At 52.2% G+C, this 15,366-nt stretch carries 16 protein-coding genes; 15 read left to right on the top strand and 1 reads right to left on the bottom strand.

Annotated features, from left to right (window positions below; genetic code table 11):
• The first annotated feature begins 24 nt into the window (after positions 1–24).
• The 5 genes from ACJ8W9_RS06685 (at position 25) to ACJ8W9_RS06665 (ending at position 4,413) form a co-directional block, all read left to right on the top strand.
• Positions 25–648 (top strand): YfgM family protein, encoded by a 624-nt coding sequence (locus ACJ8W9_RS06685; protein WP_411360724.1) that lies wholly within the window; start codon positions 25–27, stop codon positions 646–648.
• On the top strand, positions 645–1,841 hold the full coding sequence (bamB, locus tag ACJ8W9_RS06680) for an outer membrane protein assembly factor BamB (RefSeq protein ID WP_411359099.1): 1,197 nt from the start codon (positions 645–647) through the stop codon (positions 1,839–1,841). The genes ACJ8W9_RS06685 and bamB overlap by 4 nt, the downstream gene beginning before the upstream one ends.
• A gap of 2 nt (positions 1,842–1,843) precedes the next feature.
• Positions 1,844–3,295 (top strand): ribosome biogenesis GTPase Der, encoded by a 1,452-nt coding sequence (der, locus tag ACJ8W9_RS06675; RefSeq protein WP_411359098.1) that lies wholly within the window; start codon positions 1,844–1,846, stop codon positions 3,293–3,295.
• A gap of 160 nt (positions 3,296–3,455) precedes the next feature.
• Positions 3,456–4,025 carry an REP-associated tyrosine transposase gene (locus ACJ8W9_RS06670; protein WP_411360723.1) on the top strand — a complete coding sequence of 190 codons (570 nt, stop codon included), beginning with the start codon at positions 3,456–3,458 and terminating at the stop codon, positions 4,023–4,025.
• A 13-nt stretch (positions 4,026–4,038) separates the two neighbouring features.
• Complete coding sequence (locus ACJ8W9_RS06665; protein WP_411359096.1) at positions 4,039–4,413, top strand: RNA-binding S4 domain-containing protein; 375 nt, start codon at positions 4,039–4,041, stop codon at positions 4,411–4,413.
• 37 nt (positions 4,414–4,450) lie between these two features.
• Here the strand turns inward: ACJ8W9_RS06665 and hslO are convergent, their stop codons facing one another.
• Complete coding sequence (hslO, locus tag ACJ8W9_RS06660; RefSeq protein WP_411359095.1) at positions 4,451–5,287, bottom strand: Hsp33 family molecular chaperone HslO; 837 nt, start codon at positions 5,285–5,287, stop codon at positions 4,451–4,453.
• A gap of 134 nt (positions 5,288–5,421) precedes the next feature.
• Here hslO and gspC point away from each other — a divergent pair, with 134 nt between their 5' ends.
• From gspC to gspL, 10 genes are read left to right on the top strand one after another with little or no spacing between them, the layout of a single operon-like run.
• Positions 5,422–6,360, top strand: a complete 939-nt coding sequence (gene gspC / locus ACJ8W9_RS06655) for a type II secretion system protein GspC (protein WP_411360722.1) — start codon at positions 5,422–5,424, stop codon at positions 6,358–6,360.
• A 29-nt stretch (positions 6,361–6,389) separates the two neighbouring features.
• Positions 6,390–8,501, top strand: a complete 2,112-nt coding sequence (gene gspD, locus ACJ8W9_RS06650; RefSeq protein ID WP_411359093.1) for a type II secretion system secretin GspD — start codon at positions 6,390–6,392, stop codon at positions 8,499–8,501.
• Positions 8,494–9,954, top strand: a complete 1,461-nt coding sequence (gene gspE / locus ACJ8W9_RS06645; protein ID WP_411359092.1) for a type II secretion system ATPase GspE — start codon at positions 8,494–8,496, stop codon at positions 9,952–9,954. Before gspD ends, gspE begins: the two co-directional genes overlap by 8 nt.
• A 2-nt stretch (positions 9,955–9,956) precedes the next feature.
• Positions 9,957–11,201, top strand: a complete 1,245-nt coding sequence (gene gspF, locus ACJ8W9_RS06640; protein ID WP_411360721.1) for a type II secretion system inner membrane protein GspF — start codon at positions 9,957–9,959, stop codon at positions 11,199–11,201.
• Positions 11,202–11,213: 12 nt separating this feature from the next.
• Positions 11,214–11,636, top strand: coding sequence for a type II secretion system major pseudopilin GspG (gene gspG, locus ACJ8W9_RS06635; RefSeq protein WP_034731621.1), 423 nt, complete (start codon positions 11,214–11,216; stop codon positions 11,634–11,636).
• Entirely contained in the window at positions 11,602–12,195 is a 594-nt protein-coding gene (locus tag ACJ8W9_RS06630) for a Tfp pilus assembly protein FimT/FimU (RefSeq protein WP_411360720.1), read from the top strand. The genes gspG and ACJ8W9_RS06630 overlap by 35 nt, the downstream gene beginning before the upstream one ends.
• Positions 12,185–12,544: a type II secretion system minor pseudopilin GspI gene (gene gspI, locus ACJ8W9_RS06625; RefSeq protein WP_411359089.1), complete on the top strand. Its 360-nt coding sequence runs from the start codon at positions 12,185–12,187 to the stop codon at positions 12,542–12,544. Before ACJ8W9_RS06630 ends, gspI begins: the two co-directional genes overlap by 11 nt.
• Positions 12,541–13,149 (top strand): type II secretion system protein GspJ, encoded by a 609-nt coding sequence (locus ACJ8W9_RS06620; RefSeq protein WP_411360719.1) that lies wholly within the window; start codon positions 12,541–12,543, stop codon positions 13,147–13,149. The genes gspI and ACJ8W9_RS06620 overlap by 4 nt, the downstream gene beginning before the upstream one ends.
• Complete coding sequence (gene gspK, locus ACJ8W9_RS06615) at positions 13,130–14,212, top strand: type II secretion system minor pseudopilin GspK (RefSeq protein WP_411360718.1); 1,083 nt, start codon at positions 13,130–13,132, stop codon at positions 14,210–14,212. Before ACJ8W9_RS06620 ends, gspK begins: the two co-directional genes overlap by 20 nt.
• Positions 14,209–15,363: a type II secretion system protein GspL gene (gspL, locus tag ACJ8W9_RS06610; protein ID WP_411359086.1), complete on the top strand. Its 1,155-nt coding sequence runs from the start codon at positions 14,209–14,211 to the stop codon at positions 15,361–15,363. The genes gspK and gspL overlap by 4 nt, the downstream gene beginning before the upstream one ends.
• Positions 15,364–15,366: the final 3 nt, after the last annotated feature.

Raw genomic sequence — 15,366 nt, 5'->3', positions numbered from 1 at the left:
ACTAACGAATCAAAGGAATTCAACATGGAAACAGAAGATCAACAGGTCGAACAGATTAAGGCCTTTTGGCACGAACACGGTAAAGGTATCGTCGCTGGCCTCGTTATTGGCTTCGCTTTATTTTATGGCTGGCGTTACTACGACGCCCAAGCAACCGCTGCTCAAGAAGCTCAGTCGGAGCAATTTGAACAAGTTGTTGCACAGCTTGAGGCAGGTGACGACGCAGCCTTTGATACCGCCAGCAGCTTCATCAACGAAGACGCAGGCAGCACCTATGCGGTGTTAGCAGCATTTGACCTAGCGAAAGCAGCGGCTGACGCGGGCGACTTGCAGGCAGCTATCGATGCTTTGCAAACCGCACGTGATAATGCCAGCGGCGCGTTAAAGTACGTGGCGGATATTCGCCAAGCGCGCTTGTTGATGGCACAAGAGCAGTATGACGCGGCGTTAAATGCTTTGACTGCAGCAGCAGAAGCTGAAGGCTTCAAAGTAAAAGCTGCAGAGCTTAAAGGTGATATTTTGTGGGCGCAAGGCGACAGCGTTGGCGCCCGTACTGCGTATCAAGAAGCAATGACAGCAGCAGAAGCAGAGGGGAGCTCAGCAGCATTGGCTGAGACGAAACTTAACAGCATTCCGGCGGCATCATGAAAGCATTAAAGATTTTGCAGCACAGCCTGCTCGCGACAGCACTGGTTGGGCTAAGCGGCTGTAGCTTATTCGAAGATGAAGAGCTAACGTATAAAGAGCTGCAACCGTTCAACGCGACTGTTAATCCTAGCGCCCAATGGGACGTAGGAGTTGGTGACGGAGTTGAAAACTTCTTTTCACGGTTAAACCCTGCGGTGGTTGGCGATGTCATTGTTGCAGCTGACCGCGATGGCTTTGTGGCAGCCTACAGCCTCAGCGATGGCAAACGCGTATGGGAACGTGATTTGCAAGCAGAATACGCTGAGCAAGGTGAAACTTGGTTAGAGGGCGCTGAATCATTGCGTATTAGCGGTGGTATCACCGGCTATGCGGGTAAAGCGCTGCTCGCGAGTGAGAACGGCGACGTATTTATGCTCGACGCGGCAACCGGTGAAGTCAAATGGCACGCCAAAGTGAACGCTGAAATTGTCGCCGATCCGGCCTTCGATGGTAGCTATGTTGTGGTTGCTGCTGGCAACGGTCAGATATTCGCATTCGACGCCGACAACGGTGAAGAAATTTGGAACTTACCAACCGATGTGCCCGCACTAACATTACGTGGTAACAGTAAGCCGACCCTCGCGGCCGGTGGCGCTATCATTGGCACCGCGACAGGCAAATTGACAGTGGTTGTGTTGGAAAACGGTCAGCAAGCCTGGGAAGCACGTTTAGCAGTGCCGAAAGGCGCCACTGAGCTGCAACGCCTAGTCGATGTCGATAGCGCGCCAATTGTCAGCGGTCCTATCATTTATAATATTGCTTATAACGGCCAGTTGGCTGCCGTTGAAGTTCGTACCGGACGTATCGTTTGGCAGCGTGAATACTCATCGTTTCAGAATTTAGCCATGTACGGCAGTAATCTGTATCTGACCGATACGCAAGACCACGTCTATTCGATTAACACTGATGGTGGTATTGAGCGTTGGGTCAATAACGATTTCGAAGGACGTGGACTGACTGCACCTGTGTATTTTAAAGGTCACATCGTGGTCGGTGACGACTTCGGTTACCTGCACTTTATCGATGCCCAAACGGGCAAGACCTCTGGTCGTTTAGAGCTTGACGATGCTGCTTACTCGCAGCCAGTTGTGGAAGACGATCAGCTCTTTATTCAAACACGCGACGGCACATTACTCGCGGTAAGGATTAACTAAGCATGTTACCTGTTGTGGCCCTGGTCGGGCGCCCAAATGTGGGCAAATCTACCCTGTTTAATCGGCTAACCCGTACTCGGGACGCACTGGTAGCAGACTTTCCTGGTCTTACACGCGATCGTAAATATGGCCAAGCCAATTACGATGGCTATCAATTTATCGTCATCGACACCGCCGGTGTGCATGGTGACGAAGAGGGCATCGACAAAGAGATGGCCTCGCAGTCTTTGCGTGCCATCGACGAAGCCGACGTAGTCTTGTTCATGGTGGATGCCCGTGACGGTATCACCAGTGCCGACCTAGGCATTGCCAAGCACCTTCGCTCGATTGGTAAAAAAGCCTATATCGTTGCCAACAAAATTGATGGTATCGATGCCGAAGCTGCGCAAGCGGATTTCTATGAGCTGGGTTTAGGTGAAGTTTATGGTATCGCCGCGGCACATGGTCGTGGTGTTGAGAGCCTGCTGCATCGTTGCTTCACCCCGCTAGTTGAAGACTATCCGGACATGAAAGTTGCGGTCGCTGATGAAGACGCCGAGACGCCGCCTGATCTTGAACATGATGAAATCGATTATGATGCATTGCCACTCAAGCTCGCTATTGTTGGCCGTCCTAACGTAGGTAAGTCAACACTTACCAACCGTATTCTTGGCGAAGAGCGCGTGGTGGTGTTTGATATGCCGGGCACGACCCGCGACTCGATTTATATTCCGATGGAGCGTGATGGTCGCGAGTACATTTTGATCGACACCGCGGGCGTGCGTCGCCGTGGACGGATTGACGAAACCGTCGAGAAGTTCTCGGTGATCAAGACCTTGCAAGCGATTGAAGATGCCAACGTGGTGATCTGTGTGCTTGATGCGCGTGAAACCATTTCGGACCAAGACTTAAACTTGATCGGTTTTGCCTTGAACGCTGGTCGGTCGATTGTGATCGCGGTGAATAAGTGGGACGGTTTGGATAACGACCACAAAGAAGAAATTAAACGTGAACTCGACCGCCGCTTAGGTTTTGTCGATTTTGCGCGCTTGCATTTTATCTCAGCATTGCACGGCAGTGGTGTGGGTAATTTGTTTGAGTCGGTGCTTGAGGCATACGCCAGTGCCACGCAACGGGTGAGCACTTCGAAGCTTACCCGCATTATGGAAATGGCTGCCGATGAGCACCAACCGCCACTCGTTCGTGGCCGTCGGGTCAAACTTAAATACGCGCATGCCGGTGGTTATAACCCGCCGCGGGTGATCATTCACGGCAACCAAGTGAACGATTTGCCGGGTGCGTATCAGCGTTATCTGACCAATTATTTCCGCAAATCACTGGGCATCATGGGCACCCCGATCAAGGTCGAGTTCCGCGAGTCCGATAACCCATTCGCCGGCCGCAAGAACCAGCTCACGCTGTCACAACAGCGCAAGCGCAAGCGCCTCATGCGCCACATCAAGAAAAAGAAATGACGTAGCCCGTACTTCTAGTACGGGGAGACGTGCATTCGGCCACAATGCTATTACAAACCACCACCGCAATGCCCTCACGTTAGACCCGTACTAGAAGTACAGGCTACAAGTATGTTGACATTTCCTACGGCAAAATAAGGTCGCGAACTGCTGCGGCGACATGCACAATTGTGGCATGCGAAATGTCCGACGGTATTACGAAGGCGGGGGCTATTTCTTTACCGTAACAGCCTACCGTCGCAGACCTTTTTTCAAATGCGATCGCTTTGTGCAAGCATTGCGCGATGCTATTCGTGCAACTCAGGCAACTCATCCATTTACCATTGAAGCTTGGGTTATCATGCCCGATCACATGCATTGTGTCTGGCTGGTACCGGATGACAAAATAGCCCTACGCTGGCGCAAAATAAAAAGCCTCACTACCAAAGCTCTTCCCGAGTTTGCCAATCAAAGCACGGCACAAAAGAATTCTACCGCGCGCAGGCGACGTGGAAACGGGAGTTTGTGGCAACACAGCTACTACGAACATACCATCCGTAACGAAAAGGAGTTTGAACTCTATATTCTGTATTGCTGTTATAATCCGGTGAAACATGGGTACGTTGAAAACGCTCTTGATTGGCCTTATTCAAGTTTGAGGCATTTCTTAGCGACGGGAAAATATCCTGCGCATTGGGCGGAAATCAACATTACTTGGCTGAATGATACGTTCGGCAATCATGAATACTGATTTAGGATTTATTATGGAAAACGTTCGGCTCGATAAATGGTTGTGGGCAGCGCGATTCTTCAAAACACGGTCGTTGGCGCGGCAAATGGTGCAGTCTGGCAAAGTCCAAGTGGATGGTCAACGCGCCAAACCGGCAAAAACCATTACCGTCGGGCAGTTGGTAAAGCTGCCGCGTGGTTATGATGTAATGGAAGTCGAAGTCTGTGAGTTAAGCGATCAGCGACGCGGAGCTCCAGAAGCACAAAAGCTTTATGCCGAAACGCAGGAGTCCGAAGAACGTCGCGCCCGTGAAGCTGAATTGCGAAAAGCAAATGCGCTTTATAATCCGCACCCTGACCACAAGCCCGACAAAAAAGAACGCCGCGAACTACTGAAAATGAAAAGGTAGTTTGAATGTAGCCCGTGCGGGCTACGTACAGCGGCTGTTACAAATCCTTGGCGGTGAAGCGGTATTCGCTGCGGCAGTAGTCGCAGTTCATGACGATTTCGCCGTCTTCTGCCAAGATCGCCTGTAATTCTTCCGGTGACACCGCTGCCAACGCCGCTAGAGTCGCATCGCGTGAACAACCGCAGTGAAAACGCACTGGTTGTGGCGCGTAGAGCTCAATTTGCTCTTGGTGGTACAGCCGATGCAAAATTTCTGAGCTCGATAAGGTATACAACTCGGTCGCCGTCATAGTTTCAGTTAAGGTTTCCAAGTGCTTAAACCCAGTGAGATCATGCCCCGCCGCAGGCATCACCTGCAAAAACATGCCGGCCGCATGTTCGCCATCGCCATGTAACCAAATGCGCGTGTGCAACTGTTCTGACTGCGTGAAATAGCTCTCGATGACCTGCGCCAAACTATCCATGTTGGCATCTACCACACCTTGATAGCGCTCACCGTGCTCCGGCGTTAGCGTAATAATCATTACGGCTTTACCGAATAGCGTACGGAAGTCATTTTGGTCGTCATCAATCGCGTCACGCAGCCGCGCTAAGCCCCGTAACTCCTGATGGTGACTACCATTAACCGTCATAAAGTTAATTGGACCATCGCCCTGAATCTGCAAGTTGATATGACCTTCAAACTTCAAGGTGGCACTCAACAATACAGTCGCTGCCATCAATTCACCTAATAAACGTTGAACTGATGCCGGATAATCGTGTCCTTGTATCATGCGCTGATAGCTCGTGCTAAGTTGCACTAACTCGCCACGTACGTCTTGGTCAGTAAAAGTGTATCGATAGAGTTGGTCGGTGGGGTAATGCGTATTTGTCATAGGTTACTTCATCGCTATGTAATATTTTGTGCGCATAATACCATAATCCCCAAATTTGATCTGTTCAGCATGCAACGAAGGGGTTAGAATGGCTCATAACTCTGTGCTGTCACAAAATTATAACGAAATTAAACATGCAGATTCAGAATCCACAATTACAACGTCTCAGCGCGCTCACCAGCGAACCTCGTGTGGTGCGTGCGGTGTTATGGGTCGTCACTGCGCTACTCGCGATAGTCGCCGTCTGGCTTGCCGCGCAGCTCACCTGGCAACTCATTGCACCGAGTTCTAAACCGGCCAGTGGACCCATTCAAGCCCAAGCTGAGCAAACCTCCGCTAGAGCCACGGGGCGCGCCGCCGTGCTCACCGAATTGGATTTATTTGGCACGGCCGTAACCGCCGAGACGGACAGCCGCAATGCCCCAAAAACCAATCTAAATGTGCGCCTTCTTGGTGTCTCGGCAAGTTCAGTTCCAGCAAAATCAGCGGCAATTATTGAGAAAGATCGACAACAAGAAGTGTACGTTATCGGCGACAACATCGTCGGCACCAACGTCGGTATCGAAGAAATTTATTCAGATCGGGTCATCCTCGATAACAACGGCGTGTTGGAAACTCTCGAACTGGAAGGCATTGGTGAACTGGGACCGGGTTTAAGCCTGAGCGTTGACGACCGCCAAACAACGCAAGCACAGCCAGAGCGGCAAAGTTTTACCCCGCAAGCAACTCAGCGCCAAGGTGCGCAGTTCAACAACCCGCGGGCGCGCGACGCCTACCGTCGCATGCAGCAGGGGGATACCGGTGCGTTACTTGATTACATTCGCGTCAGCCCAGCCATGCAGGGTGGCGAACTAGCAGGTTATCGCCTCAGTCCGGGCAAATTCCCAGACTTGTTTGCCGACGCAGGATTTAAAACCGGCGATATCGCCGTTGCCTTAAATGGCCAAGATTTGACAGATGTCGCAAGCGCCCAAGTCGCCTTGCAAGAACTACGTAGCGCGAGTCGCATTACTGTAACTGTGTTACGCGACGAAGCTTATTTAGATCTGGAACTTGCGGTTCCAGCTCAATAACAGAACAACCGAGAACAATAGGACCAACTATGCGCATGTTAACGACCGCATCGATTTGGCTCAGCAGCATGAGTTTAGCCTGCGCTTTAGGCGTCAGTGCTACTGCATTTGCCCAACAAGCCCAGCGTGGTGAAACCAACGAAGAGCCAGTGGAATATGCCGCTAGCTTTAAAAACACCGATATCACTGAATTTATTCAGGTGGTGGGGCGTAACTTGGGTAAAACTATCATCATCGATCCAGACGTGCGTGGCACCATTGACGTGCGTAGCTACGACGTGATGACCGAGGAACAGTACTGGGATTTCTTCCAAAACGTACTTGATGTTTATGGCTTCGCGACGGTGACCATGGAATCGGGCGTAGTCAAAGTCATGCGTGATAAAGAAGCACGCAGCGGTGCAATTCCAGTAGTCGACGACAATTCAATCGGTGGCGATACCTTAGTGACCCGTGTGGTTGCTGTATCGAATGTCAGTGTGCGCGAGCTTGCGCCACTATTACGCCTGATTGCCGATGGCGGCGGTGCTGGCAATATCGTCAGCTATGACCCATCGAATGTCATCATGATTACCGGGCGTAGCGAGACCGTACAACGTCTCACGGAAATTATTGAGCGTGTCGATCGCGCCGGCAACCAAGACGTTGACGTGGTGAAACTAGAATATGCATCAGCTGCTGAAATTGTGCGTATTGCCACAGCTTTGTATCAAGGTCAAAACGAAGGCACACCACCGTTACTGATTCCGAAAATCGTTGCTGATGAGCGTACCAACTCGGTTGTGGTAAGCGGTGAGCCGCGTGCCCGTGAACGCGTCGTGCAACTGATTAATCGTCTCGACCAAGACTTACAAACCGAAGGCAATACCCGCGTTTACTACTTGAAATACGCTAAAGCAGAAGAGCTGGTCGATGTATTGCAGGGCGTTAGTGAGACCATGCAAGCAGAAATGGAAAACGTCGCACAAACCCAGCAAGGTCGCCCCACGCGTAACTTCGGTGGAAGTAGCAATAATCAAAATCAAATTAGTATTTCAGCGCACGAAGACAGCAACTCACTGGTCATTACCGCGCAGCCAGATTTACTAAGTAATTTAGAAAGTGTCATCCGCCAACTCGATATCCGCCGCGCGCAAGTTCATGTTGAAGCCATTATCGTTGAAATCATGGAAGGCGACGGTGTCGATCTCGGCTTGCAGTGGATTTCGGAAGACGGTGGTATGGTGCAATACGCGAACGGTCGCCAAGTGCCGATTGGTCCTTTAGCCGCCGCTGCTTATCAGGCGCGGGAGCGCGAAGGCCGCACCACGCAAACCATTGTCGATGGCAACCTCGTGACCACCACTGAGCCAGACGAGCCGGGCGATGTCAGCTTGCTCGCTGAATTACTGGGTAACGTCAACGGTATGATGGTCGGTGTCGTGAAAAACGACTGGGGCGCCATTTTGCAAGCCGTAGCGACCAATACCAACTCTAACATTTTGGCCACGCCAAGCATTATGACCGTCGACAACGAAGAAGCCTCGTTCTTGGTCGGTCAATCGGTGCCTACCATTACTGGCTCTACCGCCGGTGACAACAACTCGAACCCGTTCCAAACCGTGCAACGGGAAGACATCGGTATTAAGTTGAACGTGACACCACAAATTAACGAAGGCAACGCCGTACAGCTGGTGATTGAACAAGAAGTTTCGAGTCTCAGTGGTGCTACCCAAGTGGATATCACCATTAACAAGCGCTCGCTGAAAACCACCGTGATGGCCGATGATGGCGAAACCGTGGTACTTGGCGGTTTGATCGACGAAGACGTGCAAGAAAGTGAGTCGAAAATCCCATTATTGGGCGATATTCCTGTACTCGGCGCGTTGTTCCGCAGCACGTCAACGCAGAAGCAAAAACGCAACCTGATGGTATTTATCAAGCCAACTATCGTGCGTGATTCAACTACGGCGCAAACCATTAGCAGCCGCAAGTACAACTACATTCGTGCTGAGCAATTGAAACGCCAAGAAGAAGGCGTGGCGCTTATGCCGTTTAGCGAAACCCCAGCGCTGCCGAAGTTCGAAGAGTCAAAACTGTCGATTCCACCTGAGTTGCAAAAGTATTTGGACGACCAGGAGGGAGGCAACGGCAATGACTAATGTTGCCGAGCTCGCCGCTCGCGTTACCCCACGCCGTTTACCCTTTGGCTTTGCCAAACGTTACGGCGTAGTGGTGGCAGAAATCAGTGACAACGAATACGTGGTGCATTGTCGCCAAGGTGTAGCGCGCGATGTGTTGCTTGAAGTACGTCGCGCTCTTGGTGTGCCTTTTACCGTGAGCGAACACAGCGCCGAAGAGTTCGATGCGATTCTCACCCAAGCCTATCAGCGCGATTCATCAGAAGCGAAGCAGTTGATGGAAGACATTGGCAACGAGACCAACTTATTCTCGCTCGCCGATGAATTGCCGCAAACCGAAGACTTACTTGAAAGCGAAGACGACGCACCGATCATTAAATTGATCAACGCCATGTTGTCAGAAGCGATCAAAGAAGGTGCGTCGGATATCCATATCGAAACCTTCGAAAAAGACTTGCTGATTCGCTTCCGCATCGATGGCGTGTTGCGCGAAGTGATTCGTCCGCACCGCAAGCTCAGCTCGTTATTAGTCTCGCGAATTAAAGTCATGGCGCAGCTGGATATCGCGGAAAAGCGTGTGCCACAAGACGGCCGTATCAGTTTACTCATCGCTGGTCGTGCGGTTGATGTGCGGGTTTCGACCATGCCATCGAACCATGGCGAACGCGTGGTATTGCGTTTACTTGATAAAAACAACGCGCGTTTGAACCTTGAACAGTTGGGCATGACCGAGAGCAATCGGCAGATTTTTGCTGAACTCATCAAAAAGCCGCACGGCATTATTTTGGTCACCGGTCCGACCGGCTCGGGTAAATCAACCACCCTGTATGCTGGACTTATGGAGATCAATTCCAAAGACCGCAATATTCTGACGGTCGAAGACCCGATTGAATACGCCATCGAAGGTATTGGCCAGATGCAAGTTAATCCGCGGGTCGACATGACCTTCGCGCGTGGGCTAAGGGCGATTTTGCGACAAGATCCGGACGTGGTGATGGTCGGTGAAATCCGTGACGTGGAAACCGCGCAAATCGCGGTGCAAGCCTCACTTACCGGTCACCTAGTGATGTCGACCTTGCACACCAATACCGCTGCAGGCGCAATCACGCGGCTTGAAGATATGGGCGTCGAGCCGTTCTTGCTGAGCTCGTCGTTACTTGCAGTACTGGCGCAACGTCTGGTGCGAACCTTATGTGAAGACTGCAAACAGCCGATCGCTGAAGGCGAAGCTGAATGTCGCGCAGTGGGTTGCGAAAAATGTAATTACACCGGCTATCGCGGCCGCACCGGTATTCACGAGTTATTGGTGGTCGACGAGCACATGCGCGAATTGATCCACAACGGTCACGGCGAGCAAGCGATTGAGCGTTATATTCGCACCACCATTCCAAGTATTCGCCAAGACGGTCTCGATAAAGTGGCACTCGGCTTAACCACACGTGAGGAAGTGCTGCGTGTGACGCGCGAGGAATAGGCATGGGTGCGTTTGCTTATCACGCGCTAGACGCCAAAGGCCGCAAGAAAACCGGCGTTCTTGAAGCTGATACCGAGCGTCAAGCTCGGCAGCTGTTGCGCGACCAAGGCTTGCTACCGGTCAACGTTGATGTTGCTGAACAGACTGAAAGTGAAGCCCGCACTGCTCAAGGCGGTCTCTCCGGTTGGATCGCCAAGCGCCGCATTCGCAAAATCAGCGCAGCCGACTTAGCACTGATCACACGTCAATTAGCGACCCTAGTGGCTGCAGCAATGCCAATTGAACAAGCATTGCTAGCGGTTGCTGAACAAACCGAAAAGCCGCGCCTACAAAAACTGGTCATGGCGGTGCGTTCACGCGTGGTCGAAGGCTATTCGCTCGCGGTCGCGATGGCGGATTATCCGCATATTTTCGATAAGCTTTTTACCGCTATGGTGGCTGCTGGTGAGCGCTCAGGACACCTTGATGAGGTGCTGAATCGCTTGGCCGATTACACTGAACAGCGCAATCAGCTCAAAGGGCAATTAGTGCAGGCGCTGGTATATCCAGCCGTACTGACCTTCGTTGCGATTAGCGTGATCATTTTTCTATTGGTTTCGGTAGTGCCGCAGATTGTCGAGCAGTTTGGTAATTTGGGCCAAGATTTGCCCTTTATCACCCGCGCTTTGTTGGCGGTTAGTCAGTTCTTACAAACCTTTGGCCCCTTTATTTTAGTGGGCCTTTTAGTGGCACTCGTAGTGGGTGGCAAATTACTGCAAGACTCGAAACGACGTGACAAATTTCATGCTTTTCAGTTAAAAATGCCGATTATCGGTAAAGTTATCAAGGGTGTGAATACCGCACGTTTCTCGCGCACGCTGAGTATCTTAACGGCCTCGGCGGTACCGCTGTTAGAAGGTTTACAAATTACCGCCAAGGTATTGAGTAATCGCGCGATGCAATTAGCGGTGCAAGATGCCGCCGATAGGGTTCGTGAAGGTACCTCACTGCGCGCTGCACTGGCACAAACTAAGCTGTTTCCGCCAATGATGTTGCACATGATTGCCGCTGGTGAAAAATCAGGTGAGCTCGAGCAAATGCTCGGGCGTGCCGCCGACAACCAAGACCGTGATTTTGAAACCACCATGAACGTGGCGATTAAAATTTTTGAACCAGCGCTGATCATTGTCATGGCAGCGGTGGTCTTAGTGATTGTCTTGGCAATTATTCAGCCGATTTTGCAGCTCAACCAAGCAGTCGGCTTGTAATCTGGAGGAAGTATGACAAAAAACAAAGGCTTTTCATTAATTGAAATTATGGTGGTCATCGTGATCTTAGGATTACTTGCCACATTGATTCTACCGAACGTGCTCGGCTCAGCTGATCAAGCCAATAAGCAGAAGGTCCGCTCGGATGTGATTGCACTAGAGAATGCATTGTCGCAGTACAAACTCGACAATGGTGTGTTTCCGACCACGGAGCAGGGGCTCGAAGCATTGTTAGATGCCCCGACCACAGATCCGCAGCCGCGTAACTATCGTCGCGGTGGCTATATTCAGCGTTTACCACAAGACCCTTACGGTAACGATTACATGCTGTTAAGCCCAGGCGAGTATGGCGATATTGACATTTTCTCAGCAGGTGAAGACGGTCAACCAGGCACCGACGATGACATCGGTAACTGGAACCTCGATCAGAACTAATACCGGGTTTACCCTGGTAGAGGTCATGGTGACCGTTGCGATCATTGCGGTGATGGCGATGGCGGTCACCTTTGTCGTTCCTGACAATCAGGAAGACGAGTTGGCAGATGCCGCTGAAGATCTTTATCAACAGCTGCTGTATGCGCAAGAATACGCGCTGGTTCGGCATGCCATTTTAGGCGTTGAACTGGATCAGCAGGGATATCGCTTTTTGCAATGGCAGGACCAACAATGGCAGCCACTCGATTTTCGCGGTCTGCGCGAGCAGGACTGGCCTACCGATGTCAGTTACGAGCTCGACAGCGAAACCGAAGCGCTGCTCGGTGACAACCAAGAAGCCATTCAAGCGTTTTTTGCGCCTCCTGAAGACGATGAACTCGCTGATGACGACGCTGAGCGCGAGCAACCTGAACCACAATTATGGATCCTCGGCAGTGGCGACATTTCAGTGTTTACCTTGGCGTTGGCCTCTACCACTGGAATGACCGATGTGGTCTGGCAGATAAGCAGTGCCGATGGCTATAGCCTTAAAGTCGGGATACCCGAAGATGAACAATAAGGGGTTCACGCTGGTTGAAGTGATGGCAGCCTTGGCGATTTTTGCCATGGCTGCATTGGCGGGTGTTGCCGCCGCCACCAACCACTTGAACGACTTGGCGTACATGCAAGAGCGTACTTTAGCACGCTACGCTGCGGGCAATGCCTTGGCCCGTATCACCCTTGCCGAGCAACCACGCGATCTGGAAGAGGGCAGTGAACTCGTTGCCGATCGGCAGTGGCAATGGAGCGCGACTTTTACCGAAACGGTGACCGCTGATGTCTACTATGTTGAGGTCACGGTGCGCCCAGCCGACGATGAAGACGGCAATACCTATCGGCTTGGTCGTTACCTTGGGGTGAACGAATGAGTCGAACGCCGCTGACAAAGGGATTCACCCTCGTTGAAGTGCTGGTCGCCATCGTGGTGTTCGCAATTATTGGCCTTGCTAGCGCCGCCGTGGTGAACACCATGATGCGTACCAATGAACAGAGTGCAGCGGCACGCGATGCCCTAACGCAACTGCAGCAAGCGATGTATTTGGTCGAGCAGGATCTGCGCCAAGCCGTATCGCGCCGAACCCCGCGCGGTGATTATTACGTGCGTGCCGGCTGGTTCAATCCTGGCAACTTGCTGCCGCGTAGCGAATTGCAGGCGGTGCGCTACTTTGTCAACGAAGACAACGAATTGATTCGTGAACATTTTACCTATGTAGATATGGCGCCTAGTTCGGAGCCAACCGAGCGGGTGCTGCTAAGCGGTGTAGAGAGCATTACCATTGAGCCGATTGAGCGCGAAAATGAGCGTATTGCTGCCGCGCAATTCGACCCGAATGCGCAAGGTGGACAAGCGCAGCAGCCCGATCCCATGGCGATTCCAGAAGGCGTCGAAGTTGTCATAGAAACCGAGCGTTGGGGCACTATCGAGCGGGTGTTTGTGTTAAATGGAGGTGATTTTGTCGAACCATCTCCGTAACTTGCAGCAACAGCGCCCGCAGCGCCAACAAGGTGTCGCCTTGATCATGGTGCTGTTAGTGGTCGCGTTGGTGACGGTGCTGGCGGTACAGTTAAGCGAACGTTTGCAGGTAAACGTGCTGCGCAGCACCAACTATCAGCAAAGTGAGCAGGGCTATTGGTATTGGCTGAGTGCCGAAGAAATCGCGCGTAAATTGCTCGAGCTGCAAGTACGCGACAGCCAAGGCGTGATCCACCAAGAGCAAGTGTGGTATCAGCAGACGCAAGAGGGTACTGCGTATCCGATTGAGGGCGGTGGACTGGCTCAAGTCGCGATTAAGGATTTGCAGGGGTGTTTCAATATCAACGCTCTTAAGGGCGATGGTCTGACCAACGAGCAGTTGGTGCGGCGCAAAGCTCAGCTGCGGATGCTGCTGATGGCGCTGGAGATCGAAATTGACGAGTACACGGCAGATGTTATTGTGGAAAGCGTAGCGGATTGGCTTGATACCGACGAGCGTATGAACAGCGGTTATGGCGCCGAGCGCGGTGACTACGAAAGCCTCGAAGTGCCGTATTTAGCAGCCAATGATTATTTTGTGCATGAGAGCGAGCTGCGCTTAGTGAAAGGTATCAGCCAGCCGGTCTATCAAGCGCTGCGGCCACATATTTGTGTGATCCCAAATAGTGGCAAGCATCAGGTCAATATCAATACCCTGACGCCAGAACAAGCACCACTGTTGCACGCGTTGCTGCTTGGGGCGATTAATGTGGATACCGCCGTGAGTACGCTGACCGAGCGCCCCGACGACGGCTATGAGAATATGGAAGACGCGCAGCGCAGTGCGACGCTGGCGCAAGCTGCACAGCAGCAGATACAACCTAACTTTGGTGCGGTACCGCTGCCGAATGGCGTAACCGTAGAAACCATTGGTGGCATGTTTGATGACTTGTCGACCAAGAGCAATTATTTTGAACTAGATACCCGTGTCAGTGTTGGTGATTTGATCTTCCGCGGGCAGAGTAAACTATATGTCGCCAGTGATGACAGCGAAGTCTTGCTGCGCGGTTTAGGAGAACCATGATGGAACAGCTCCACATACATTTAGGGCAACCCTTGCGTTGGCTAATGTGGCATCCGGCCCATGCCGAAGTCACCGCCAGTGGCGAGTTGGCTGAACTGGCAGATTTGGCGCAGCTGGGTGAAAAAGCGCAACGTTGTCAGGTGACCGTCTGGTTGCCGGGCCAAGAAGTGGTGCTCACCGAGGCGAAATTACCAGCCGGTTCGGCGCGGCTGTTGCCGCAATTGATCCCGAATGCACTCGAAGACGAGCTTGCCAGCGAGATTGAAGCCTTACATTTTGCCTGGCCGGCGAACGCTAAACCGGCCGGTGTCGAGCAGCCAATTCCAGTGGCGATTGTCAGTCGTGAGCGCATGCAAGCCTGGCTCGATGCGTTACAAGCTGCGGGCATCGAATGTGATGAAATGTATGCTGATTACTTTATGCTGCCAGTCACCGAGCACGGCGCGCAGTTGCAATTGGGGCAGACCCACATTGTGCGCGAAGCCCAATGGCGCGGCTTTAGCATTGAGCAACCTTTGCCTTTTGTGCTCGAACAAACGGATATCACCAGTCATTTCGAATTGCCGTTACTAGCTGCAACCCAAGCCGATAAAGCCTTGGCGATTAACCTGCGACAAGGTAATTTCCGTGCTGCGCGTAAACGTCGTCAAAGTAGTGGCAGCTTGCCATGGCGACCGCTTGCCGTGGCCGCTGCGGTAGCACTGGTCATGGTGTTCGCCCAGCAGTGGGTGACCTATAGCAAGCTCGGTGGCGAAGTAGACGCATTACAAACCGCAATTGAAGATACCTATCGCGATGCGTTTCCCAATACGACTCGCATCGTTAATGTGCGCAGCCAACTGCGCCAGCAACTTGATGCTGTCGGCGCATCGAGCAGTTCGCCAAGTGCCAGTGGCGCTGCGACCGGTGTGCAGCTTTTTGCCCAATTAGAGCCAGCGTTTCGTGCCACACCTGAATTGCAACTTGAGTGGGTGCGCTACAACAGCGGTACCTTGTCTTTGCAAATGCGGGTGAGTGAGTTTGAGGCTTTGCAACAGTTTCAGCAGGTTGCCAGCAACAGTGGCTTACAAGTCAACCAAGGGCAAGTGACCAACGACGATGGCGTGGTCACCGGTACCCTCGAAGTTCGCGCAACACAGGCGGAGGGATAACAC

The organism is Pseudidiomarina salilacus, from assembly GCF_047323925.1.
In the GTDB taxonomy this organism is placed as follows: Bacteria; Pseudomonadota; Gammaproteobacteria; order Enterobacterales; family Alteromonadaceae; genus Pseudidiomarina; species Pseudidiomarina salilacus.
This window is presented reverse-complemented; position numbering and strand designations above follow the sequence as displayed.

Excerpts from the sequence above, each read along its gene's own strand:
- ACJ8W9_RS06685 (WP_411360724.1), top strand. The coding sequence starts at position 25 with ATGGAAACAGAAGATCAACAGGTCGAACAGATTAAGGCCTTTTGGCAC.
- bamB (WP_411359099.1), top strand. The coding sequence starts at position 645 with ATGAAAGCATTAAAGATTTTGCAGCACAGCCTGCTCGCGACAGCACTG.
- der (WP_411359098.1), top strand. The coding sequence starts at position 1,844 with ATGTTACCTGTTGTGGCCCTGGTCGGGCGCCCAAATGTGGGCAAATCT.
- ACJ8W9_RS06670 (WP_411360723.1), top strand. The coding sequence starts at position 3,456 with ATGCACAATTGTGGCATGCGAAATGTCCGACGGTATTACGAAGGCGGG.
- ACJ8W9_RS06665 (WP_411359096.1), top strand. The coding sequence starts at position 4,039 with ATGGAAAACGTTCGGCTCGATAAATGGTTGTGGGCAGCGCGATTCTTC.
- hslO (WP_411359095.1), bottom strand. The coding sequence starts at position 5,287 with ATGACAAATACGCATTACCCCACCGACCAACTCTATCGATACACTTTT.
- gspC (WP_411360722.1), top strand. The coding sequence starts at position 5,422 with ATGCAGATTCAGAATCCACAATTACAACGTCTCAGCGCGCTCACCAGC.
- gspD (WP_411359093.1), top strand. The coding sequence starts at position 6,390 with ATGCGCATGTTAACGACCGCATCGATTTGGCTCAGCAGCATGAGTTTA.
- gspE (WP_411359092.1), top strand. The coding sequence starts at position 8,494 with ATGACTAATGTTGCCGAGCTCGCCGCTCGCGTTACCCCACGCCGTTTA.
- gspF (WP_411360721.1), top strand. The coding sequence starts at position 9,957 with ATGGGTGCGTTTGCTTATCACGCGCTAGACGCCAAAGGCCGCAAGAAA.
- gspG (WP_034731621.1), top strand. The coding sequence starts at position 11,214 with ATGACAAAAAACAAAGGCTTTTCATTAATTGAAATTATGGTGGTCATC.
- ACJ8W9_RS06630 (WP_411360720.1), top strand. The coding sequence starts at position 11,602 with ATGACATCGGTAACTGGAACCTCGATCAGAACTAATACCGGGTTTACC.
- gspI (WP_411359089.1), top strand. The coding sequence starts at position 12,185 with ATGAACAATAAGGGGTTCACGCTGGTTGAAGTGATGGCAGCCTTGGCG.
- ACJ8W9_RS06620 (WP_411360719.1), top strand. The coding sequence starts at position 12,541 with ATGAGTCGAACGCCGCTGACAAAGGGATTCACCCTCGTTGAAGTGCTG.
- gspL (WP_411359086.1), top strand. The coding sequence starts at position 14,209 with ATGATGGAACAGCTCCACATACATTTAGGGCAACCCTTGCGTTGGCTA.